Source organism: Dysosmobacter segnis, from assembly GCF_014297285.1.
Taxonomy (GTDB): Bacteria; Bacillota; Clostridia; order Oscillospirales; family Oscillospiraceae; genus Oscillibacter; species Oscillibacter segnis.
Genome location: NZ_JACOQI010000011.1, coordinates 78,486 through 101,351 on the forward strand (window position 1 = coordinate 78,486; position 22,866 = coordinate 101,351).

The 22,866-nt window shown below is 55.5% G+C and carries 22 protein-coding genes; 13 read left to right on the plus strand and 9 right to left on the minus strand.

All coding sequences use genetic code 11. From position 1 onward, the window contains the following. Window positions 1–53 precede the first annotated feature (53 nt). Window positions 54–230 carry a hypothetical protein gene (locus tag H8Z83_RS11780; protein WP_187015219.1) on the plus strand — a complete coding sequence of 59 codons (177 nt, stop codon included), beginning with the start codon at window positions 54–56 and terminating at the stop codon, window positions 228–230. A gap of 129 nt (window positions 231–359) precedes the next feature. Here the strand turns inward: H8Z83_RS11780 and H8Z83_RS11785 are convergent, their stop codons facing one another. From H8Z83_RS11785 to H8Z83_RS11795, 3 genes are read right to left on the minus strand one after another with little or no spacing between them, the layout of a single operon-like run. Next, window positions 360–563, minus strand: a complete 204-nt coding sequence (locus H8Z83_RS11785; RefSeq protein WP_187015220.1) for a type II toxin-antitoxin system Phd/YefM family antitoxin — start codon at window positions 561–563, stop codon at window positions 360–362. A 43-nt stretch (window positions 564–606) separates the two neighbouring features. Continuing rightward, window positions 607–1,209, minus strand: coding sequence for a helix-turn-helix domain-containing protein (locus H8Z83_RS11790; RefSeq protein ID WP_187015221.1), 603 nt, complete (start codon window positions 1,207–1,209; stop codon window positions 607–609). Further along, window positions 1,155–1,562, minus strand: a complete 408-nt coding sequence (locus tag H8Z83_RS11795; protein ID WP_187015222.1) for a sigma-70 family RNA polymerase sigma factor — start codon at window positions 1,560–1,562, stop codon at window positions 1,155–1,157. Before H8Z83_RS11795 ends, H8Z83_RS11790 begins: the two co-directional genes overlap by 55 nt. Before the next feature lie 447 nt (window positions 1,563–2,009). Here H8Z83_RS11795 and H8Z83_RS11800 point away from each other — a divergent pair, with 447 nt between their 5' ends. From H8Z83_RS11800 to H8Z83_RS11835, 8 genes are all read left to right on the plus strand, one after another. After that, a complete protein-coding gene (locus tag H8Z83_RS11800) occupies window positions 2,010–2,966 on the plus strand; it encodes an aldo/keto reductase (RefSeq protein ID WP_187015223.1) in 957 nt (318 codons plus the stop codon). 506 nt (window positions 2,967–3,472) lie between these two features. Continuing rightward, window positions 3,473–4,495, plus strand: a complete 1,023-nt coding sequence (locus H8Z83_RS11805) for a LacI family DNA-binding transcriptional regulator (RefSeq protein WP_187015224.1) — start codon at window positions 3,473–3,475, stop codon at window positions 4,493–4,495. A gap of 108 nt (window positions 4,496–4,603) precedes the next feature. After that, window positions 4,604–5,128, plus strand: coding sequence for a tripartite tricarboxylate transporter TctB family protein (locus H8Z83_RS11810; protein ID WP_187015225.1), 525 nt, complete (start codon window positions 4,604–4,606; stop codon window positions 5,126–5,128). Between the two features lie 94 nt (window positions 5,129–5,222). Next, window positions 5,223–6,242: a Bug family tripartite tricarboxylate transporter substrate binding protein gene (locus tag H8Z83_RS11815; protein WP_187015226.1), complete on the plus strand. Its 1,020-nt coding sequence runs from the start codon at window positions 5,223–5,225 to the stop codon at window positions 6,240–6,242. A gap of 118 nt (window positions 6,243–6,360) precedes the next feature. Next, entirely contained in the window at window positions 6,361–7,848 is a 1,488-nt protein-coding gene (locus tag H8Z83_RS11820; protein ID WP_243184972.1) for a tripartite tricarboxylate transporter permease, read from the plus strand. A 116-nt stretch (window positions 7,849–7,964) separates the two neighbouring features. Beyond that, entirely contained in the window at window positions 7,965–8,510 is a 546-nt protein-coding gene (locus H8Z83_RS11825) for a hypothetical protein (RefSeq protein WP_187015228.1), read from the plus strand. Between the two features lie 70 nt (window positions 8,511–8,580). Continuing rightward, window positions 8,581–9,582: a Gfo/Idh/MocA family protein gene (locus H8Z83_RS11830; RefSeq protein WP_187015229.1), complete on the plus strand. Its 1,002-nt coding sequence runs from the start codon at window positions 8,581–8,583 to the stop codon at window positions 9,580–9,582. 38 nt (window positions 9,583–9,620) lie between these two features. Continuing rightward, a complete protein-coding gene (locus H8Z83_RS11835; protein ID WP_187015230.1) occupies window positions 9,621–10,388 on the plus strand; it encodes an SDR family NAD(P)-dependent oxidoreductase in 768 nt (255 codons plus the stop codon). 190 nt (window positions 10,389–10,578) lie between these two features. Here the strand turns inward: H8Z83_RS11835 and H8Z83_RS11840 are convergent, their stop codons facing one another. Further along, window positions 10,579–10,722 carry a hypothetical protein gene (locus H8Z83_RS11840; protein WP_187015231.1) on the minus strand — a complete coding sequence of 48 codons (144 nt, stop codon included), beginning with the start codon at window positions 10,720–10,722 and terminating at the stop codon, window positions 10,579–10,581. A 156-nt stretch (window positions 10,723–10,878) separates the two neighbouring features. Here H8Z83_RS11840 and H8Z83_RS11845 point away from each other — a divergent pair, with 156 nt between their 5' ends. Together H8Z83_RS11845 and H8Z83_RS11850 are read left to right on the plus strand one after the other, a co-directional pair. Next, complete coding sequence (locus H8Z83_RS11845; protein ID WP_187015232.1) at window positions 10,879–11,130, plus strand: GIY-YIG nuclease family protein; 252 nt, start codon at window positions 10,879–10,881, stop codon at window positions 11,128–11,130. Further along, window positions 11,127–11,813: a hypothetical protein gene (locus H8Z83_RS11850; RefSeq protein WP_187015233.1), complete on the plus strand. Its 687-nt coding sequence runs from the start codon at window positions 11,127–11,129 to the stop codon at window positions 11,811–11,813. The genes H8Z83_RS11845 and H8Z83_RS11850 overlap by 4 nt, the downstream gene beginning before the upstream one ends. Before the next feature lie 93 nt (window positions 11,814–11,906). Here the strand turns inward: H8Z83_RS11850 and H8Z83_RS11855 are convergent, their stop codons facing one another. The 4 genes from H8Z83_RS11855 to secA form a co-directional block, all read right to left on the minus strand. Then, window positions 11,907–12,599 carry a helix-turn-helix transcriptional regulator gene (locus tag H8Z83_RS11855; RefSeq protein ID WP_187015234.1) on the minus strand — a complete coding sequence of 231 codons (693 nt, stop codon included), beginning with the start codon at window positions 12,597–12,599 and terminating at the stop codon, window positions 11,907–11,909. Window positions 12,600–12,689: 90 nt separating this feature from the next. Then, window positions 12,690–14,213 carry an ABC transporter substrate-binding protein gene (locus H8Z83_RS11860; RefSeq protein WP_187015235.1) on the minus strand — a complete coding sequence of 508 codons (1,524 nt, stop codon included), beginning with the start codon at window positions 14,211–14,213 and terminating at the stop codon, window positions 12,690–12,692. Continuing rightward, window positions 14,210–15,022 (minus strand): peptidoglycan editing factor PgeF, encoded by an 813-nt coding sequence (gene pgeF / locus H8Z83_RS11865; protein WP_187015236.1) that lies wholly within the window; start codon window positions 15,020–15,022, stop codon window positions 14,210–14,212. Before pgeF ends, H8Z83_RS11860 begins: the two co-directional genes overlap by 4 nt. A gap of 153 nt (window positions 15,023–15,175) precedes the next feature. Further along, the gene (secA, locus tag H8Z83_RS11870) at window positions 15,176–17,932 is read right to left on the minus strand and encodes a preprotein translocase subunit SecA (protein ID WP_187015237.1); all 2,757 of its coding nucleotides are present in this window, start codon (window positions 17,930–17,932) and stop codon (window positions 15,176–15,178) included. 459 nt (window positions 17,933–18,391) lie between these two features. Here secA and H8Z83_RS11875 point away from each other — a divergent pair, with 459 nt between their 5' ends. Further along, on the plus strand, window positions 18,392–19,996 hold the full coding sequence (locus tag H8Z83_RS11875) for an MBL fold metallo-hydrolase RNA specificity domain-containing protein (protein WP_187015238.1): 1,605 nt from the start codon (window positions 18,392–18,394) through the stop codon (window positions 19,994–19,996). A 209-nt stretch (window positions 19,997–20,205) separates the two neighbouring features. Next, on the plus strand, window positions 20,206–21,825 hold the full coding sequence (gene rlmD, locus H8Z83_RS11880; protein ID WP_187015239.1) for a 23S rRNA (uracil(1939)-C(5))-methyltransferase RlmD: 1,620 nt from the start codon (window positions 20,206–20,208) through the stop codon (window positions 21,823–21,825). Window positions 21,826–22,427: 602 nt separating this feature from the next. On the opposite strand, the gene H8Z83_RS11885 is transcribed toward rlmD, so the two are convergent. Next, window positions 22,428–22,859, minus strand: a complete 432-nt coding sequence (locus tag H8Z83_RS11885; RefSeq protein WP_187015240.1) for a hypothetical protein — start codon at window positions 22,857–22,859, stop codon at window positions 22,428–22,430. Window positions 22,860–22,866 lie beyond the last annotated feature (7 nt).

Below are 22,866 nucleotides of genomic sequence, written 5' to 3' on the forward strand. Positions count from 1 at the left end.
CCGGAACACACGCATAGATTGAAGCAGAAAATGCTCTGGAAAGGAGGGCAGCCATGGAAGTATTTCTGATCTTCCCGAAATCAAAGCAGGCGCAGCAGGAGCTTGGGCAGGAGCTGGCGAAGTTCCAGTCCGAGCAGGTGCTGAAAACTGTCCAGAAGCTGCCCTGCTCCACGGAGCAGAAGCTGGAGCTGGTGGACGCAGCCGTGAAGCACCTGAAAGCGCAGCAATAATACATAGCAAACGAGCAGGCCGGCATTGAACGCCGGTCTGCCCGTTTTTCATATGTTTCTCGCTGAATTTGGCCCCACAAGGTTCATATAGAGCTGCGCGATGGCTTCAAGCTCCCGCTGAGCGCAAGGTCAGTCACGCTGATAGATTGCCTCCAACCGTTTTCTGGATTCCACCAGTGTGTAGGCAGGTGCGCGGGAAAGCCGAGCGGTCTCTGCTGCCTCCAGCTTTGCGCGCAGCTTCAAGGTTTCCTCACGCTGTTCAGCTTTATCATGCGACAAATCAGAGATCATGCCATAGTCGTTGCGCAGCGCGGTCGAAGATTTAATAATCATCGGTCAGCATCTCCTGAATAATTCTACAATAATTCTATCGGAATTATTCGCAGCTTTCAAGGCTCTGTTTGAAATACTTCTCCCAGGTGGATTTGAAAATCTGCTTGCGATTTTGTTCCCACTGCTTGAGATTGCCAAGGCTGACGCCCAGCTTGTCCGCATATTGTCTTTGCGATAGTCCCAGCTTCATTCGGATTGACTTGATCTGATTGCCCTGACCATTTCTCAGAAATAGATTGTAGTCATCCAGAAGAACATCGACCGGCATCTCGAAAAGCTGCGCAATTTTCTCCATCTGTTCCAGCGGGTAGAAATCTTTACCGTATTCTTCATAGCGGACATAGGTACTTCGGTCTATACCGGCGTAGTTCGCTACATCCCTTTGCCGTAGCCCCTTCTGGTATCGGAGCCAGCGGAGCTTGTCCGCTGTTTCGGTGATTTTTGCAAAATCCGAGAACTGCAAATTAAACTTTTCAGCATCCTGAAACTTGTGCGGCAGCATCACAGGAAACTGAAGAATCCTAAGAGGGGCTACTTTTATCGCACCCGATACATTGGAAATCAAAATATAGCAACGGACTCCAACTTTCGCTAGAAGGCGCCATTTTGCCCCAAAAGGCGCCCGTTCCGCCACTTCAGCTGCCATTTGTTCCGCTGTGATAGGATAGCATTTTCAATACATCTTGCTGCGTAAGTAGCTAGCCGGGCACCTTTGGAGGGATCAAAGCTGGAGATCCCCTTGATAAGCCCAATGGTCCCAATGGAGATCAGGTCATCCTGATCGGAACTTTGCGCATAGTATTTCTTCACAATATGTGCCACAAGGCGAAGATTCCGCTCAATGAGGACATTCCGGGCATCCGGGTCCCCCTGAGCCAGACGTTCCAGCCACATCCTTTCCTCACTGGCGGAAAGGGGCCGGGGAAAGGACCCGCTGCGGTCCAGCCGCAGAGAAAATAAAAGCGTATTGGCAAACAGCATCAGCGCGGCAGAGATCATGCGCACCACCTCCTGTTCACCTTTATGACAGGAAGGGAAGTCCCTATGTCTTGCGGCGGCGGGGACGGCGTGTTAAAATGAATGGCAGAGACTGATGGCGGCTGCAGAGAGACTGCTCTGATTTTTTCATGCGGCGGCAGCTGCTCCCGTTGACAGATGACGCCAACAGGTGTAAATTACATACCGGTTTCTATAAAAAAGAGTCCCTAAAACGAAAGTACAGATCACGTGCTCTGGAGATCAGGCTCAGGGTCTTGCTTTTCAGTGCGGCCATGGACCGAAAACTGCGGGGGCATTTTAATTAGGAGCGAACGCAACATGGGTCTGGGAGAATAGGAGCACTGACCTCGGTGCACTGACGGTGCGCCGGCCGGGGGTTCTGTTCTTATTGACCGCGGATGCCTCCGGGCGTGTGCTCGTTGAGAGGCGCAGAAAGGTGGAATGAACATGCGGTATAAGGAGTTTGGAAAGACCGGGATGAAGGTGTCCGAGATGGCGCTGGGAACCTGGGGGATCGGCGGAGCGGGCTGGGATGACAATCCGGAAGAGATCCGTATTGATGCGATCTGCACCGCAGTGGAAAATGGTGTCAATTTTATTGATACCGCCCCGGCCTATAATGCCGGTGCAGCCGAATGTCTGGTGGGGAAGGCGCTCAAGCAGAGCGGAACGCGCCAAAGGGTCATAGTGGCAACAAAGTGCGGAAATTTCTACATGGGAAATGGGACGTATGTTCGTGACGGACACTATGACAAAATCATTCAGCAGTGTGACGATTCCCTCAAAAACCTGCAGACGGATTATATCGACCTGATGCTGATTCATTGGCCGGATGTCAATACCGACTTTGCTGAGACTGCTGACGCACTGAATGCGCTTAAAAAATCCGGTAAGGTTCTTCATATCGGTGTTTCCAACTTTACAAGGGAGCAAATGGAGGAGATCGGGCAGTATTGTACGCTGGAAGCCTATCAGCCGCAGTACTCTATGGTTGTCCGCACAAATGAAGAACAGATGAAGTGGGCGGCTGAACAGGGCATGGGCGTCATGACATACGGTTCTCTGGGCGGCGGGATCTTAACAGGAGCATTCCGGAAGCTGACAACCTTTGAAGCCACGGACAGTCGGAACCGTTTTTATAAGCACTTCCAGGAGCCAATGTTCTCTAAGGTTATGAAGGTCCTGGAAGTCATGGATCGGATCTCCGCTGATCGGGATAACGTGCCCCTGTCTCAAATCGCACTGAACTGGTGCGCACAGAAGGAATTTGTTTCTTCCTGTATTGTCGGTGCACAGAGCAGACGGAAGATCGAAGAAAACTGCGCTGCCTATCAGTGGATGCTGACTTCGGAAGAAATCGCCTTGCTGGACGCGGCAATCGAGCAGTATCTGGTGGAGCAATAAACTGATAGTGAAGAACTGAGGGAGAGGGGGCTTTCGCCCGGTCCGAAAAGCTTGCTTTTAGGGATCGAAACCGTTTGGAAGCCTTCTCTCCTGAACGATATACAAGTGGTACAGCTTTAAAATGCATATTGAGAAATGATGATCATTGCCGCAAACGCTGTGCAAATAGCACAAAAAATGTTAAATATTTATAAAAAATCTCACAATTGAAAAACAAGAAATAGTATGATATTTTAAAAAAGGCTAATTTAGATCGTTTGTGATTTTTTTCGCATTCCAATCCATTACTGTGGCAACCGTCCGGTTTGGCCAGATGCGGCCTGGTCCGCAAGATGGAACGCCATAGATTTTGGTTAAAACATTCTCTTGTACCGGCGCAAAGTCTGTTGAGATTTTGATGTTTTTACATGTTTAAATCAGTGCTCGATTCGGAGCACTCTTTTAACCCCCTGTTTCGTGCACGAACACGGAAATGGCAATGAGATACGATACGTGAGGTCAGTATAATGGTAACCGTTGAAATGGTGGCAAAGATGGCCGGTGTGTCGCGTGGAACCGTTGACCGCGTTCTCCACCATCGGGGAGAGGTCAAGAGCGAAACTGCCGAGAGAGTTCGACAGGTCATGCGCGAGCTGGATTTTCAGCCGAACACATTGGGCCGAGCTTTTTCAATAGCGAAAAAGAGAAACCGGATCGGGATCTTTCTATCAGCGCGTGAACCGGACTTTCAAGAACAGATCAAGCAGGGCATAGAAGACGGTGTCGCCTATGCACAGCAGCATGGAATCGAAGCTGTGATCGAAGTGGTTTCTCCGGATGATGAGCTGCTGTATTTGCAGAAGATCGATGAGATGATCGCTTCCGAGGTTCAAGGGATCGTTTTACGCGGGATCGAGTCCAAGGCGTTTGACGAACGGCTTCAGATCCTGAAGAATCAGGGAATTCCTGTTTTTACGTATAACCAAGATGTGCGGCCGGCACTGAGAAACTGCTATGTGGGCATTGACTCCTGCCGCGCCGGAAAATGTGCGGCGCTTTTGATGCGGCAGATCTCCCCACCTGACGGATACGCCTTGATCGTGGGCGTAACGCCCCAGCATAAGGACAGCGAAAAACGGATAGAGGGATTTCTGGAGCAATGGGGCCTTGCCCCAAAGGCATCGTCAGGATACCGGATCATTTATGGAGAAGGCTATCATGATGTTGCATACGCTCGTACGCGGGATGTCTTGAATGAGATGCCGAACATCACGGGTATCTTCGTCAGCGGCGCGGGCCTGAGCGGCGTAGCGCAGGCGGTATACGAACGAGGGACCGCCGATGTTCAAAAGATTGTGGGGTTTGACGCCACACAGCGAAATATTACCTACATGAAGAATGGTACAGTCCAATTTTTAATCGATCAAAGTCCTTATCAGCAGGGATATAAAGCGGTCCAACTGCTTGTAGATTATCTGTTTGAGGGGCGAGCGCCTGATGTGTCCTGTTATTATCTCGACGCACATATCAAAAATGCTTTCAACTGCTGAGTCCCAAAGGCCTTGGCGGGCAAAGACAGGCTTATAAAGATGCTTTTATAAATGTTACCGCTCCGTGGACAAACCATTGGAGCAAGAGAAGAGAGGAGAAGGAAAACAATGAAATGCATTAAGAAAATGAATGACTTTGTTCTCGGGATTCTTATGATTCTGCTCAGCGCCTTCCTGGTGTTCGGCAAGATCACGGAGACGGAAGTCAAAACCGGCCAGGGCGGCTTCCTGGTGCGATCCGATGTGTGGCTGCGCATGATGGGCGTGTTCCTGGTAATTGTTGCGGTGATCCTCATCATCCGCTCCTTTGGCAAGAAGGAAGGCGAGGAGGCAGAGGGCTTCCACTTTTATCTGGACAGCACGGTTGTGGCTGTGATCGTCTCTCTGATCGTTTACGCACTGGCGCTGCCCAAGGTCGGCTTCATGATCACCACCTTCCTGATGTGCCTGTATCTGGTCATCCTGTTCTCCGTGAAGGAACAGTCTCTGACCTTCCGCACGGTTCCCAAGGCGCTGTGGGGCAAGCTGCTGGTAAAGGGCGTTCTGTCTGCGGCAGTGATGCTGGCGGTGTTCTGGTTTATATTTGGCAAGCTCCTGTCCGTCCAGTTCCCCACGTTCTCCCTGTTTGGCTGAGACTGAATGCGGTGTGTGCACCGCTGAAGTAGGCGGCCGGCTCCGGCTGCTTGATAAAATGCAGAAAATGCAAATTCTTAGGAGGAAAAGATTCATGAAGAAGACCCTTGCACTGCTGCTGTGTGCAGCATCCATGCTGGCCCTTCTCGCCGGTTGCGGCAGCAAGTCCACCGATGATAAGGCCCCCGCTGCCAACGGCGGCGAGACCGCTTCCACCGAGAAGGCTGATTATCCCACCAGCCCCATCACCGTCATCATCCCCTATTCTCCCGGCGGCGGCTCTGATATCCTGACCCGTAAGATCATGGAGTACATTGAGCTCCCCAACAACCAGAAGCTGGTTGCTGTGAACGTGGAAGGCGCTTCCGGCTTCACCGGCGCTATGCAGGCGTTCAACTCCAAGAATGACGGCTATACCATCCTGGCTCACAACCCCATGGATGTTGTTTCCTACTCTCTGAGCGGCACCACCGATGTGGAGCTGTGGGACGAGCTGGAGACCGTCTGCGGTATCGTTGATGACTTCAACGTGTTGGTCACCAACCCCCAGAGCGGCTGGACCACTCTGGAAGAGGCTCTGGAGTACATCAAGGCTAACCCCGGCACCGTGAAGGTCGGCAACACCGGCAGCAACAACTGCAACATGGCTGACTGCCTGCGTACTCTGGACGCTCTGGGCATCCGCGATGATGTTGTCGTTGTCCCCTATGACGGCGGCGCTGAGAACAAGACCGCTCTGATGGGCAACCACGTCCAGCTGAGCGTCAACTCCTGCGCTGATATCCAGTCCGCTATCACCTCCGGCGATCACATCGCTCTGCTGACTGTTGGCGATCGCCGCGCTAAGTTCCTGCCCGACACTCCCTGCACCGCTGAGCTGGGCTATGACGTTGTCACCACGAAGCCCCGCGGCTGGTATGCTCCTGCCGGCATGAGCCAGGAGCAGCAGGCTGTTCTGCAGGAGGCTATCAAGAAGGTCTGCGAAAATCCCGAATTCGAGCAGGACGTCCTGGCCCTGGGCCTGGAAGTCAACTATGTTGACGGTGCTGCTCTGAAGGAGAAGATCAGCGGCTGGGTCGAGGATCTGGCTCCCGTCTTCGAGGAAATGAAGTAAGCCTTATTTCGCAAAACAAATTTTCTGTATCATTGATTGATTTTGCGCAGTTTGCAGCGGGGCCTTGGGCCCCCTGCAAATTGCGTGAGTACGAAAGGAGGCTGAAGCCGTGGAAGCAATGATTGTTGGCTTTCAGGCTATTTTTGGCGACCCGTTTTCTATCGCACTGCTGTTTTTCGGCGTCTTTATGGGAATTGTTTTCGGATGTATTCCCGGATTGACGGCCGTTCTGGGCGTGACTCTGATGATCCCCTTCACTTATACCATGACTCCTGTGCAGGGCCTGACTCTGCTGGTGGCAATTTACGTGGGCGGTATCAGCGGCGGTTTGATCACGGCGACCCTGATCAATATCCCTGGCACCCCGTCTTCTATCTTTACCTGCTATGACGGTTATCCCATGGCTAAAAGCGGCAAACCTGGTACCGCGCTGTCTATCGGCGTTTTCGCCTCCCTGATCGGCGGTACATTCTCCGCCTTGGCCCTGTTCTTCCTGGCACCGCAGTTGTCTAAGGTCTCCCTGATCTTCGGTAACTGGGAGTATTTCGCCGTGGCCCTGGTGGGTCTGGCTGTGGTCATCACCATGGCGTCTAACGATCTGCTCAAGGGTCTGGTTGGCGCGCTGATCGGCATTGTGCTGGGCAGCTTCGGCATTGACTCTATTTCCGGCGTACAGCGCCTGACTTTTGGTAACTGGCAGTTGATGAACGGACTGAACTCCACTGCTTTGATGATGGGTCTGTTCGCGATCAGTGAGATCCTGCATCAGTGCCGCGACCTCAGCAAAGAAAAAAAGAAGATTGAAGTTGGAAAAATGTCCTTCCTGCCTCCTGTCAAGGAGATGGAGGGCTGCATGGTGCCCATCGTGCTGGGATGCCTTATCGGTACCGGCATCGGCATTCTCCCCGGTATCGGTCAGAATGCGTCCACGCTGATCACCTATAACCAGTCTAAGAAGATGTCCAAGCATCCCGAGCGTTTTGGCCATGGTTCTCCTGAGGGCATCTGCGCCTCTGAGACCTCCAACAACGCTGTAAACGGCGGTGCTCTGATCCCCCTGATCACCTTGGGTATTCCCGGCGACCTGGTAACGGCAGCTCTGATCGGCGGCCTGATGATCCACGGCCTGCAGCCGGGCCCCCTGCTGTTCACATCCGATCTGGACGTGGTAGGCGCTGTCATGGTGTCTTATTTCCTGGCCAATATCGTGATGTATGTGATGGAATTGGGCCTGATGAAGGTGTTTGTCCGTGCGGTGAACATTCCTTTCTCCTATCTGTTCCCCGCAATCCTCATGTTCTGCGTGTTGGGCACCTTTGCTCTGAATAATCGTACATTCGATCTGTGGATCCTGATCGTGTGCGGCATTCTGGCTTATGTCCTGACGGAGCTGGGCGTGGATATGGCTCCCGTGATCCTTGGCTACATCCTGGGACCCCTGGTGGAGAAGTATTTCCGCATGGCAATGACTGCCGAGTTGGGTAACTTCGGCGGGATTCTGCAGCGTCCCATTGCTGTGGTGTGCCTGATCGTTGCCATCCTGTTCCTGGTCCTTCCTCTGTTCAGCAAGAAGCTGAGAGATCGGAAGAACGCATTGAACATCTGATTCTGAAAAAGAAAGGCCGTATTCAGTAAGTGCATTTTGCTGAATACGGCCTTTTTGGATAATTACGTGCCTTCGATATTTGGCGCTGGCTGTGTACATGCAGAGGAGGATTTGATGTGCAACTGAATTATACGATTACACAAGAGCATTATGAGGATGTCATCGCATTCCAATTGAAGCTGCAGCGCAGCAAGCGGAGAAGTCTGATCCAATATATTGTCACGAATGCCATTTTCATCATTCTGGCTGTTTACTTTTTAGTGACGCATCCGGAAAGCTCCGTGTGGAGTCGGCTGGGTGTGATGGGGATGGCTGCGGCGATGCTGGTGCTTACCACGGACAGGCGGAGCTGCTCACCGGGCAAGGTGCGGCGCACTTATAAGCGCTACGTCCGGCTCAAGCTGATCCAGGATGGATTTATCGGCCCCCACACTTTACTTGTAGATAAGAACAGCGTCACGCAGAAATTCGGCGATCAGAGCAATACCATAGAAATTAAGCGCTGTGCCTGGGTCAACGGAGAGAACCGCATCAGCATGATCCTGGGCGGAGGCGTGATCTTTGAGATCATTCCCAATGAAGTTCTGGATCAGAATGGGAACCGGGAACGGCTCAGCGCACTGATCGCGGGACATGACGCAGATGGAACGGCGTCAGATTAACTGAAACAATTTTTATATCCCTGGAGAGGGATCAAAATATACTACTTTTTGTTCATGCGAGGTCCTTATTATGGAAAAAAATCGTGTTCGTTGGGGTGTTCTCGGATGCTCCGGGATCGGCAAAAATCGTACCATCCCTGCCATGCTGTCTACATCGAATGCGGAACTCTATGCGATTGCAGGTCGGAATGAAGAAAAGCTGAAGGCCTATGCGGAGCCGTTTGCCCCTAAGAAGCTCTATACGGATTATCAGGCCCTGCTGAATGACGAAAATGTGGATGCCGTATACGTTCCTCTGCCCAACGGGTTGCACATGGAGTGGGCCATCAAGGCGGCCGAAGCGGGAAAACACATTCTCTGTGAAAAGCCCCTCGCCATGAACGAAGAGCAGGTAAAGAAAATGTTTGCCGCTGCAAAGTCCAACCATGTCCTGCTGGAAGAAGCTTATGCGTACCGCCATGCGCAGCTGGCCCAGCGTGTCAAGGAGATCATCGACAGCGGCGAGATCGGCCGGATCCGCTATCTGGAGTCCAAGCACTCCACCTTTGATACGAACCGGGAAGGAATCCGCTATCAGAAGGGGGTCGGTGGCGGCGCGGTGTATGACGTCACCTGCTACAATGTGAGCCTCGCTTCCTATCTTTTCGGGAAAGATCCCACCGAGATCCATGTGTCCTGCAGCTTTGATGAGAAGACTGGCGTGGACTTGGCCGATGCAGTGCTGCTGCGCTATGAAAACAGCGGCGTTGCCTCCCTCTATGCCGGGTTGGATGCCTATCCCCGCGGATGCTTCTCCATCATCGGAGATAGCGGCCGCATTGATGTAGACCATAAGTTCAACAGCCGTGGACTCTGCAAAATCAGAGTCGGTAAAAACGCACGTCCCCAGAATGCTGAGTATGTCGATGAGATCACTACGGAGTATACGATCTGGGTGGATGACAACTACTATATGGAGTTTGAGCAGTTTGGCAACGCCATTTTGCATGGAACACCGTTGACTGTGACCGAAGAGGAATCTCTGCGTACTGCACGGATTTGTGATGCCATTCAGAAAATCGGCGGAATTTAAGCGGCGGGCTGAATCGTGAGATCGAAAGAGGAAGCAGAATGGAACTTGGATTAAACGGCAAGGTGGTTGTTGTTACCGGCGGAGCCACCGGTATCGGCCTTGAAACGGCACGAGCCTTTTTGCAGGAGGGCTGCAAGGTGGCGATCTGCGGACGGAGGATGGAAAAGCTCCAGAAAGCAAAGGAGTTTTTGGGATCAGAGCGAGTATTCGTTTATCAGGCGGATATGACAGATCTGGAACAGGTGGAGACCTTTGCCGCCGCAGTGGCGAAGGAGTACGGTTCCATTGACGTTTGGATCAATAACGCCGGTGCCATGTGGATCAAGCCGCTGCTGGAAATGTCCAGCGAGGAGTTCCGACGGGAGATCGACCTGAACCTTACCACGGTATTTCACGGGGCAAAGGCTGCCTATCCGTACATGAAGGCGCAGGGGGGCGGCGTGATTTTGAACGCTTCTTCCTTCGCAGCACTGGACCCCAATGCGGGGCGGGCAACATACAGTGCCGCAAAGGCTGCCGTGAAAAATCTCAGCGCATCCATGGCGGCAGAGTTTGCGGCCGCCAATATCCGGGTGCTGGCCTATGTGCCGGGTATGATCGCAACAGAGATCGCTGCGGAGAGCATTGAGAAGTACGGTGATGCGCTGTTGGCAGACATCCCGTGCCGCCGCTTCGGTACGCCGGAGGACCTGGGAAAGGTATTGGTGTTTTTGGCCTCGGATGCCGCAGGCTACATGAATGGCTGTCATGTTGAGATCAGCGGCGGAAAGCGCTGTGTGCAGAATCCTCAGTTTTCCTATCAATAAGCGAAACAACATATATAAACGTGTAAGGCAGGCTGTCCGTTTAGGGCAGCCTGCCTCGTTTTTTGCTTGGAATATAGCTCTTGGCGATATACTGACGATCTTAATGACGCAGGAGAATGTTTCACGGAGAAGCGCTTGGTTCTCGTTGCCCCTTATGCTTTTTGTGTCGGAGCGGTTCTGTTCTGCCAAATCAGCCAACCTGCTCCTGTTCCACCACCGCGTCAATCGGTATTTGCTGGGCGACGGGATAGGGCCAGACCGGGCCGTCGATGTCCGCCAGAGCCTCTTCTATAACAGCGGGAAGGTCCTCCGGCTTGGCGTGGATGTTTGCCACCTGAGGCGGGGCTTTCCATTGCCTGAAACTGAGACTCTGCGGCGTCCAGTACCTTCTTGCCGACGATGATGGCGGCCTTTATGACGGGAAGGGAAATCCCTATGTCTTGCGGTAGCGGGGACGGCATGTTAAAATGGCAGAAAAGGGGGTGGGAGAATGGCCTGGTATGTCTATATGCTCCGCTGCGGGGACGGCAGCCTGTACACCGGCTCCACCACCGACGTGGCCCGTCGGCTCCGGGAGCACCAGAACGGGACCGGGGCCAAATACACTCGCGCCCGGCCTCCGGTGTCGCTGGCCTACACAGAGGAGGCTTCGGACCGCTCCGCCGCCCAGCGCCGGGAGGCGGCTATCAAAAAGCTGCCCCGGAAACGGAAATTGGCGCTGATCGAAGGAGGTACACCATGAACCTGAAAAAACGCTTGGCTCTGGGAGTGCTCATCTCCACGCTGTTGGCTTTTTCGGCGTACTATGCGGAATACCTGCCATTTACCGGTAAGTGGATCGCCACTTACCGCATGGACCGGTATGCACAGGAACAGTATCCGGGATTTCACTGTGGAAAGGTGTACTTCAATCCGTGCGGAGCGCCGTATGAAGCGGTTTTGACAGGAGATTCCGGGCAAGAAGTGGAACTGGGGTGCGGCTATGACGGACTGATCGGCGATCCGCTCCGGGCGGAACGCTGGATGCAGAACAATCATATCTCAAAAGTAATGTGGGCACTCAACCGGCTGGAACAGGGAAGCTACGGCAATGTAAGCTGCCAGTGGCGATATGATATGCCGGAGCGGCCGGTGTTTGTATTGAAGGTGCAGATCAGAGAGCCGGAGACCGTTCCATTCCCGGAATCAGAGACGGACCTCCGGGAGAAAATGGTAGCAGCGCTGGCAAGCTATTGGGCCGCATTGCCGGAATCGGCCCAGGCAGATATAACAGATGTAGAGGCAGTGTACAGGCACTATGCCACAAAGCGGGAAGAACAACAGCCCTATGACAACAGCTTTTATATTGTCCATGTTTCCGTGACCAATGGCGTCTTACCGATAGAGCGGATCATGACAGCGGCTATGAAAGAAGAGAAGATATGAGCGCAATGAGGCGAAAGAACCGGGAACTGAGGTGTTCGTCACAGAGCGCAAAAAGCCACGGTGCCGCGAGCAATGCTCATGGCATCGTGGCTTTTATTGAGAAATCTGCTTCTCTACCGGGGCCTTTCGCTTCGACGGAAAGCCCAGAAGACAGAGAAGCGCACCCAAAAGGGAATGGAAAATCGGTTTTTGATTCCACTTTATGATCCGATAGAGAAACGGCCTGAGAACCGAGTATACATTCCCTACATCTACAAAGAAGGCGATACAAACAAAGAGTGAGGACAGGATACCGCAGAGAACAATGGCCAAAAGGCCCCGGCGAAGACAGCGGACCCACGGCTTTTCCGGGAGCTTGACTGCCGCGGCGAGAGACAATACTTGTACCAGCGACCAGCCCAGAAGCAATAAGAATACGGGCCGCACCACATACATCAAAGCTGCGGTCCAACGCGGGTCATAGTGGAAGCTTTGGATATCCTGGGCTGTGGGCAGGAAAAACCGATACAGCAGATAGATGGCCGCAGTCAGCCCGCAGCCTGCCGCAGCTTGGATCAGAGCAGTTTTTCGTCCTTCCGGCACTGGCGGGCCATAGAGGACAGCGTTGGCGTCTGTATCAAAAATTTCCGCTAACCGCAGGATCTGATCCACATCGGGCCGGGTGCGGCCATTTTCATAGTTGGAAACTGTCTGCCGGGTGACAAACAGCTGCTCTGCCAGTTCCTCCTGCGTCAGATGCTTTTGCTGACGCAGATCCCGGATGTTTTTTCCAATGTCACGCATCATGCCTCACCTCACCGTCAGCCTATCAGAAATCGGGAGAAATGTCACGCAAGGAATCTTTTCCATGGTGCACCTTCAATGGAAAAAGTTCTCTCAGTTCGCCCGGAGGTGAATGGAGATATTTTCCAACCCGTAAAATGGCTCGGCGGCGGTGGGGGTCAGCCCCTCCAGCACATCAGACTCGTACAGTGTGGAGACCGTCTTGAAGCAGATGGGCAGGATGGGAGCTTGGCTCTGCAGGTACCGATACAGGCCCCGGAACGCTGCCTCCCGGTTTCCTCCGGAGCGGCAACCCTCCAAAAGCTGATCGCACTGGGGATCGCTCCATCCACCGTAATTGAGACTGCCGCCGGTGGCGAGCAGGGAGGAAACGTCCCAGTCCGCCGTTAGCCGTACCTCACCGTAATAAAGGTCAAAGCGGCCGGCGGCCAGTGCGGCGGTGTATTCCTCCCAAGGCAGCTCCACGGTTTCTGTGGCAGCGCCGGCAGCTGTAAATGCGGCGGCGATCTGCCGGGCCATGGAGACCTTGAAGCTGTTTTCGCTGTTGACCAGCAGGCGCAGCGTGCGGCTGGGCCGGGTCTCACAGGCATTCAGAGCATCGGTGAAGGCCACCACGGAATCTGTCTGCTCCAAGTCTGCCGGATAGAGAGGGGACACCGGAGAAACGGGGAACTGCGCTGCCTTAGCGTGGCCGGAAAGCAAACTGCTCACCAAGGCCCTACGGCTGACGCCCAGAGAAAGGCAGCGGCGGAACGCGGCATCGTCCAGCCCCTTTGCGGAGACATTGATCCCAAGATACTGAAACACGGTGGTGTCGGCATCATCGTAGCTGACGCTGCCGGAAACGGCAACAGGGTCCGTGCCGGTGAGATCTGCCACGATCAGCTGCACATCCCGGGAAGAAAAGCGGTAGAGCATGGACTCCTGATCCGCTGTACCGGTGAGGGAGATCCGCTCCACCGGCTGACTGATGTGCCGCCACCAGTTCTGACTGGCAATCAGACAGTTTTCGCTGCTTTCGTCATAGAGGTAAGGACCGGTTCCCAGAGGGACGCTGTGCTTCTCTGTGCCGGACTTCAGAATGGGAATGTCCAGCAGAGCGGGCAGACCGGTATTGGGGCGGTTGAGGGTCAGGGTCACCGTGCCGTCCCCGGCGGAAATGCTTTTGACATCCGACAGCCGTCTGGCGTAGCGGGCAGAGCTGCGGGCGGCGGTGAGGGTGGCCTTCACGTCGGCGGCGGTGAGGGGAGATCCGTCGGAAAACACCACGCCGTCACGGAGGGTCAGCTTGTAGGTCAGCGTTTCCGAATCGTAGGTGTAGGATGCGCACAGCAGCGGCTGGGGAGTGAAGGTCTGATCCAGCCGGAACAGTCCCTCATAAAGGAGGGAGGCCACCGTCTGCTGAACGCCGTCGGGACAGGTGAGGGGATTCAGAGGCTGCCCCTCTAAATAGGGCAGGGCAAACACGGCGGGCAGACCGCTGTGTTCTTCCTCTACGGGGGTCTCCTCCGACGGAAAGGGCAATTCATCTGCGGAGGATTCGTCGATCTGGGCGCAGCCGGTCAGAAGGGAGAGGGTCAGAGTCAGGACCGCCGCCCAGGCGGTGATTCGTTTCATAGGCCCTCCTTCAGAGAAATGACGGCCACTTGGACGCCTCGCTGATCGCCCATTTTCCGGTGCGACCAGAACAGGTCGGGGCGGCAGGCGGTGCAGATGCCGGAGACCTCGATTCGCTCCGGCAGCAGACCGGCGCGCAGCAGCCATTGGCGGTTCAGCCCAGCCAGATCCACATGGAATTTGGGACCTTTCACTGTGATATAGGCGTTGGCAATCGCTCCCAGCGCGGCCCGCATGGCCTCCGGAACATCCCCATCGGTCTCGAAGCAGCAGGGGCCGATGCAGGGGCCCAGCGCCGCCAGCAGCTCGGCGGGACGGCTCCCATAGGCCGTACCCATGGCTGCCACGGTTTTCTCCACGATCCCGGCGGCGCAGCCCCGCCAACCGGCGTGAACGGCGCCGATGGCCTGATGGACAGGATCGTACAGCAGCACGGTGCCGCAGTCGGCGGAAAAGACCGTCAGGGGCAGACCGGGGACGTTGGTGATGAGAGCATCCACATCTGTGTAGTCCCGGGGACGGAGCAGACCCTTCCCGGCGTCCTCTGCCGTGACGGTGCGGATATTGGCGGTGTGGGTCTGCTGACTGAGGACCGCACGGGTCTCGTCCAGGCCCAGAATGGCGAAAAAGCGGCGGTAATTTTCCCGCAGCTTTTCCGGGCCGTCCCCCTGTCCGGGGCGGAGGTTCAGGCTGTCCCACGGTGCGGGGGACACGCCGCCCTTCCGGGTGGAAAAGCCGTGGGGAATCTCATTCAAAACATCGGCGGTGAACCACACCAGACCGGTTTGCTCATGCTGTTGAAAGGGCATAGTTAACCTCGCTTGTTCTCTTAAAAAATGCCCTCTGGAAAGCCAGAGGGCAGGGATATGATATTTTCTGGAGTTCCCGTTCCCCTTTCGGCAGTGGGAAAGGGAAACGGGGAACTGATCAACGCCGCAGGGCGGCGCGGTTTACACGGGATCTTACAGATCCGGGTGATACTCCTTGCAGGTACACTTCTTCCACTTCTGACCGCTGCCGCAGGGACAGGGATCGTTGCGGCCGATCTTCACGGTCTTTTTCACGGGCTGCTTTTTAGGCGTGGTGCCGTCGCCGCCCACGTTTTCCACGGTGGCCTTGGCCACACGCTCCCGCTTGACCTCCTCGTCCTTCCGCAGACGGACGGAGTACAGGCGGCGGACGGTCTCATCCTGAATGGCAGAGACCATTTCCTCAAACATATCCAAGGATTCCCGCTTGTAGACGTCCACGGGGTTGTTGTTGCCGTAGCCCTGGAGCCGGACGCCCTGCTTCAGATCGTCCATGGCGTCGATGTGATCCATCCAGTATTCGTCTACCACCCGGAGCATGATGACACGCTCCAGCTCCCGCATGATGGGCGTGGTGACCTCCTGCTCCTTGGCCTCGTAGGTCTTTTCGGCGGCGGCGATGAACGCCTCGTCAAAGTCCTCCTGGGTCTTGGAGGGGATTTCCTCGTCGGAGAATTCCACGGCACCCTTGGCGAAGTAGATACCCTCCATGCCCTTGAGCATCTCGTGATACTGGGCGGCATCCAGATGCTGATTTTCACCGAAGGCCAGCGCCACATGGTTGCTGACGGAGGTGTGCATCATGTTCAGCACGGTCTCCTTGATGTCCAGACCGTCCAACACCTGACGGCGCTGGGCGTAGATGATCTCACGCTGCTTGTTCATGACGTCGTCGTATTCCAGAACGGACTTACGGGACTGGAAGTTGCGGCTCTCCACGGTGGTCTGGGCGTTTTCGATGGCACGGGTCAGCATCTTGTTTTCGATGGGGGTGTCCTCGTCCAGATCGAATTTCTCCATCATGTTCTGGATGCGGTCGCCGCCGAACAGACGCATGAGGTCATCTTCCAGAGAAATATAGAACCGGGTCTCACCGGGGTCGCCCTGACGGCCGGCACGGCCACGGAGCTGATTGTCGATCCGGCGGGATTCGTGGCGCTCGGTGCCGATGATGAACAGGCCGCCGGCCGCCCGGACCCTTTCGGCCTCCTCCTTGATGATGGCCTTGTGGTAGGCCATCCGCTCGGCAAACAGCTTCCGGGCGGCCAGAATATCGGCGTTGTCGGTCTCGGCGTAGCCGGTGGCGTCCACGATGACCTCCTCGGAGTAACCGGCCTTCACCAGGTCGGCCCGGGAGAGGTACTCGGCGTTGCCGCCCAGCATGATATCGGTACCACGGCCTGCCATGTTGGTGGCCACGGTGACGGCGCCCAGCTTACCGGCCTGAGCCACAATCTCGGCTTCCTTCTCGTGGTTTTTGGCGTTCAGCAGATTGTGTTGAATGCCTTCCCGCTGGAGCAGGTGGCTCAGCAGCTCGTTCTTCTCAATGGACACGGTACCCACCAGAACGGGCTGGCCTTTCTCGTGGCACTCCTTCACCTGCTGGATGACCGCCCGGAACTTGCCTGCCTCGGTCTTATACACAACGTCGTGGTGGTCTACGCGCTGGTTGGGACGGTTGGTGGGGATCTCCACAATGTCCAGATTGTAGATGGTGCCGAATTCCTCCGCCTCAGTCATGGCGGTACCGGTCATACCGGACAGTTTATCGTACAGACGGAAGTAGTTCTGGAAGGTGATGGTAGCCAGGGTCTTGTTTTCACTGTTGACGTTGACGTGCTCCTTGGCTTCGATGGCCTGATGGAGGCCGTTGGAGTACCGGCGGCCAAACATGAGACGGCCGGTGAACTCGTCCACGATGATGACCTCGCCGTCCTTCACCACGTAGTCAATATCCCGCTTCATGGTGCCGTGGGCCTTCAACGCCTGATTGATGTGGTGGTTCAGCGTGGCGTTGGAGGGATCGGACAGGTTCTCCACATGGAAGAATTCCTCCGCCTTGGCAATGCCGGAGGCGGTGAGGGTGGCTGTCTTGGCCTTTTCGTCCACAATATAGTCGGCATCGATGTGGGAGTCCTCTTCCTCCTTATCGTCCACCTGCACAACTACCTTTTTCTTCAGGCGGGAGACGAACATCTCCGCCATATCGTACATCTGGGTGGACTTTTCGCCCTGACCGGAAATAATCAGGGGGGTACGGGCCTCATCGATCAGGATGGAGTCCACCTCGTCCACGATGGCGAAGCTGTGGCCCCGCTGCACCAGCTCGCTGGAATAGATGCACATATTGTCGCGGAGGTAGTCGAAGCCCATCTCGTTGTTGGTGCCGTAGGTGATGTCGGCGGCGTAGGCGTCCTTGCGCTGCTGAGCGGTGAGGCCGTGGATGATGAGGCCTACCTTCAGACCCAGGAAGCGGTGGACCTTGCCCATCCACTCGGAGTCACGCTTGGCCAGATAGTCATTGACGGTGACAACATGGACGCCCTTGCCCGTCAGCGCATTCAGATAGGCGGGGAGGGTGGCTACCAGGGTCTTGCCTTCACCGGTCTTCATCTCGGCGATCCGGCCCTGATGCAGCACGATGCCGCCCACCAGCTGCACCCGGTAGGGACGCATGCCCAATACACGGTCCGCGGCCTCCCGCACGGTGGCAAAAGCCTCCGGCAGAATGTCATCCAGGGTCTCGCCGTTGGCAAGACGCTCCTTGAACTCCGGGGTCTTGGCTTGAAGCTCTGCATCGGTGAGGGCCTTGTATTCGTCGCCCAGCGCCTCGATCTTATCCACAATGGGGTAGATGGATTTCAGCTCCCGGGAGCTATAATCGCCAAAGATGGATTTCAAAAGTCCCATAGGTTATAAAACATCCTTTCACGCTTCCGCCCGGCTCTGGGCGGGAAGAGAATATACCATATAAAATGAGCGGGAACATAGCCGCCCACAATAAAACAAGCATACTATATCATATTCGCTCCGGGATTGCAAAGAAAAATGGGAAAGATACGAAAAAAGTTTACAAAGTGTGGACCGTTCAGCGGGGATACGGAGTTTGCCAGAGAGAAGTTTTCAATTTTCTTCTTGAATCGACATCCATCAATGGCGGACTACGGGACCGTGCCGCAGCCACACTATCCTGTTTTTTGTGCAGAAAGGTGAGAACGGCCGGGAAAACGCCGGCATATTCCGGCAAACCCGGCAAAATGACCGGAGAAGTTCACGAAACCTTTCTTGTGCTTTCCGGGGCCTTGTGTTAAGATGATCTTAACAGGAAACAACGCGGAAAACCCGGACGAAAAAAGAAGGAGGCCCATTATGAAGCTGAGCTTTTACGGCGCTGACCAGTGCGTGACCGGCAGCTGTCACTGTCTGGAGGTCAACGGCAAAAACATCCTGATCGACTGCGGCTTGCAGCAAGGGCGTGACGAGGTGAACAACGAAGCCCTGCCCTTCCATCCCGGCAGCATCGACTTCGTGCTCATCACCCATGCCCATATCGACCATACCGGCCGGGTGCCCATGCTGGTGAAGCAGGGCTTCCGGGGCCGCATCCTCACCACCCGTGTGACGGCCAACCTCATGGATATCATGCTGCTGGACTCCGCCCACATTCAGGAGTCCGATGCCGAGTGGAAGAACCGCAAGGCAGCCCGTTCCGGCGCCCCCAAGGTGGAGCCGCTGTACACCATTGAGGATGCGGAAAATGTGAAGCAGTACGTCACCACCTGCGAATACGGCGAGGATGTGGAACTGTGCGAGGGCGTCAGCGTCCGCTTTGCCGACGCAGGGCATCTGCTGGGCAGCGCCTGCATTACCGTCACCGCCACGGAAAACGGCGTCACCAAAAAGCTGATTTTTTCAGGCGATCTGGGCAATGTGGATCAGCCCATCATCCGGAATCCCAGCCACTTTGCCGGGGCGGACTATGTGGTGATGGAGTCCACCTACGGCAACCGCAACCACACGGAGGTGTGGAGCTACACCGAGAACCTGGCGAAGATCATCGACGATACCATGGCCCGGGGCGGCAACGTGGTGATCCCGGCCTTCGCCGTGGGCCGTACCCAGGAGCTTTTGTACTTCATCCGGGAGATCAAGGACAAGGGCCTTGTGAAGTCCAACCCGGATTTTCCGGTTTACATCGACTCGCCTCTGGCCCGCCGTGCCACCACCATCTTCACCGGGAATCTGGACGGCTATCTGGATGCCGACGCTCTGGCGCTGGTGCAGGACGGCACCCACATGTTCAACTTCTCCAACCTCCGCATGACGGAGACGGTGGAGGAATCCAAGGGGCTGAACGAGGACGGTATCCCCAAGGTCATCATCTCCGCCTCCGGTATGTGCGACGCGGGCCGTATCCGTCACCACCTGAAGCACAACCTCTGGAAGCCGGAGTGCACCATCGTGTTCGTGGGCTATCAGGGGGAGGGCACCTTGGGCCGCTCCCTGCTGGAGGGCGTCAGAAGTGTGAAGCTCTTCGGCGAAGAGATCGCCGTTCACGCCAAGATCGTGAACTTCCAGGGCCTTTCCTCCCATGCCGACCGGGATCACCTGCTGGCGTGGATCGCGGACATCAAGGCCCCCAAGCCCCAGCACGTGTTCATCGTCCACGGCGACCGGGAGGTGGCTCCCTATTTCGCCGAGAGCGTGGAAAAGCTGGGCTTCACCGCCCACGCCCCCCAGTACACCGAGGTCTATGATCTGATCGAGGATCAGATCGTGGCTCCCGGCTATCTGCCGGAGCGAAAGGCCAAGGCTGTGGGCGGCCAGCGGGTCAGCTCTGCTTACGAGCGTCTGGTGGCGCTGGGTCAGCGGATGGTAGACGTCATCCGCCGCTCCAAGGGCCGGGACAACAAGACCCTTGGCCGCTGGGCGGATCAGCTCCGGCAGCTTCTGGACAAGTGGGAGGAATCCTGATAGAATATACCTACCCGCAGGGTACGCCGCACGGCAGCGGGGGCGATGCTCCCCGCTGCCGTGCGTTTTCGAGACTTGTAAGCCACCAAAAACGGATTGGTTCAAGTGGTGCAGGAAACCCAAACAGGTCTTTCCCGTACACATCCATCCCTGCCGCTGCGGAATCGAGAACCATCTGAATTCAATTGAGAATAAAAGGGATAAAAGCCATGGAAGCATTGGAAAAAGGCAGCGTCTATACCGCCGTCATTGACGGCTATTCCAGCGAGGGACTGGGAATCGCCCGGGTAAATGGGGCTGTGGTGTTCGTGCCCCACGCCGTCCGGGGGGAGGAGATCGACCTCCGGATCACCAAGGTGATGAAAACTTCCTGCACCGGTGAGATCGTAAAGATCCATAATCCGTCTCCCGAACGCATGGAGCCGGAGTGCCCCTATGCCGGGAAGTGCGGCGGCTGCGCCTACCGCCACCTCACCTATCCGGAGGAGCTGTGGGCCAAGCGCCAGCGGGTGCAGGACGCTTTGACCCGCATCGGCGGGCTGGATCTGACTGTGGAGGAAATTCTGGGGGCGAAAAATCCGGAGCATTACCGCAACAAGAGCCAGTACCCCGTGGGGGCTGACGGTTCCATCGGCTTTTTTCAGGCTCGGACCCACAAGGTTGTGCCCATCCGCCGCTGTCTGATCCAGACGGAGGCCGCCGACCGCACCGCCCAAGCGGTGGGGGAGTGGATGCGCCGCTACAAGATCTCCACCTACGATGAGACCACCGGAAAGGGCCTCGTGCGCCATGTCTGCGTCCGGGTGAACCGGAAAGGCGAAAGCCTTTGCTGCGTGGTGGTCAACGGCAATAAGGTGCCGCGGGAGCCGGAGCTGGCGGCCTATGTCACCGCCGCTGTGCCCCATACCGTAGGCGTCCTGCTGAACAGCAACACCCGCCGGGGCAATGTGGTCTTAGGAGACAAATATCGGACGCTGTTCGGCCGGAATTATCTGATGGACACCCTCTGCGGCCTGGAATTCAAGCTGTCCATGCCATCCTTCTATCAGGTGAACCGGGATCAGGCGGAGGTGCTGTACGGCAAGGCACTGAAATTCGCGGGCCTCACCGGAAACGAAACGGTATTAGACCTCTACTGCGGTATCGGTACCATTACCCTGTGTCTCGCGAAGGCAGCCAAACGGGTCATCGGCGCGGAGATCGTGCCCCCCGCCATCCGGGACGCCAAGGAGAATGCCCTCCGCAACCACATTGAAAACGCGGAGTTTTTCTGCGGAGACGCGGCGGACATCGCTGCCAAGCTGGAGAGCGACGGCCTGCGCCCGGATGTAGTGACGGTGGATCCGCCTCGGAAGGGACTGGCTCCGGAGGTCATCGCCTCCGTGGCAGCCATGGGGCCGGAGAAGGTGGTCTATGTCTCCTGCGACCCGGCAACGCTGGGCCGGGACGTGAAGATCTTCCGGGAGTTCGGCTACGAAGCCAAGCGGGCCGCCGCCGTGGATATGTTCCCCGGCACCGCCCATGTGGAGACGGTAGTCCTCTTGTCACGGGAAACAAATCCACTGACGGTTGAGGTCAGAATGGAAGTGGAAACCGGAGAGGTTAAGGAGCATCCGACCTATAAACGCATTCAGGAGTATGTGCAGGAAAAGTATGGCTTCAAAGTTCATACGGCATATATTGTCGAGGTCAAGCGCATGGTTGGACTGGATATGCACAAAGCCCCGAATGCTGTTGAACAGAAAAAGCATGAGTATCATCCCTGCCCGCCCGAAAAGGTCGAGGCAATCAAGGATGCGCTGCGGCATTTTGGCTTAATTTCAGAGTAAATCGACTGTGAGGGCAGTAAAAACGCCGTGCTAAAATCGAGTGTAGTGAAAACAGTAAAGTTCTTTCTCCCTGCACGAAAAAAGCACATCGGAAAGTAAAGCACGATGGAGTGTACACGGTACACTTCTGCGCGTGAGATTTTGCGAAACAGTACATTCCTACGCCATGCAGCAAAATGCGAAAGAGCTATCTGCAAGCAGAGCATTGCTTCACCCGCTGAAAATCGCTGTAATCAGGAACAGCCCAGCATCACGTCAAACGGCGTGGTGCTGGGCTTCTTTTATGTTGCGTTTCGGGGCTTTTTTGAGGATAAAATCGCCTATGTGCCGTTCGTTTTTCTATGCCGTATTGACATACTGCGCTCTACCCATCACGGTAACTGCGCGCTCTTGGAGTAAAAATGAACACTTTTCTCTGTATAGGGAGAAAGCCAGAGAGGAAAAAGAGGGTAAGCACAGGCTTTGGGAACGGTGTGTAAACCGCTTGCGGTTTTCCGCGGTTTCCATAGCAGCAGCGAGGGAGAAAAGGGAGGGGGGGCTTTTTCGCTCAGGCGGCTTGCCGCCGCTCTTTTGCTCTCCCTTTTCTCCCTGAATATCAGGGATTATTCTGCATCATTGTTCGGCGTAACAGGGCGAAAGTCCTCCTGTACCCCTTCATTAAGGTCAAAGCACATGGTTTTTGCATCGGCAACCCAGAACCCGCGCACCCTGTAACGCTTGCCGGGAATCCAGTCCTCGCCGGTGACAGCGCGAAGCGGGTCAAGCAGATTCTTGTTGGAAATCGTAACAACACCTTTCTGTTCGCCTCTTGGCTTGGAGAACTTGAAGCCCTTCGGCTCGTTGCTCTTGCAGGAACGGATCGCAAATACTCTTGCTTTCGCATCCAGCAGACACAAAACAAAGGCGGGATAACCCAAGTCCTCAAGCACTTTCTTGGTGAAAGTCACGCCATTCTGATTCAGGAACATGTCCGGGTAGGCGTTGATGTTGGAGTCGATGGTTTCAAAGTTCAAAGCGGAAAAATCGAAGTTCATAGTAAAA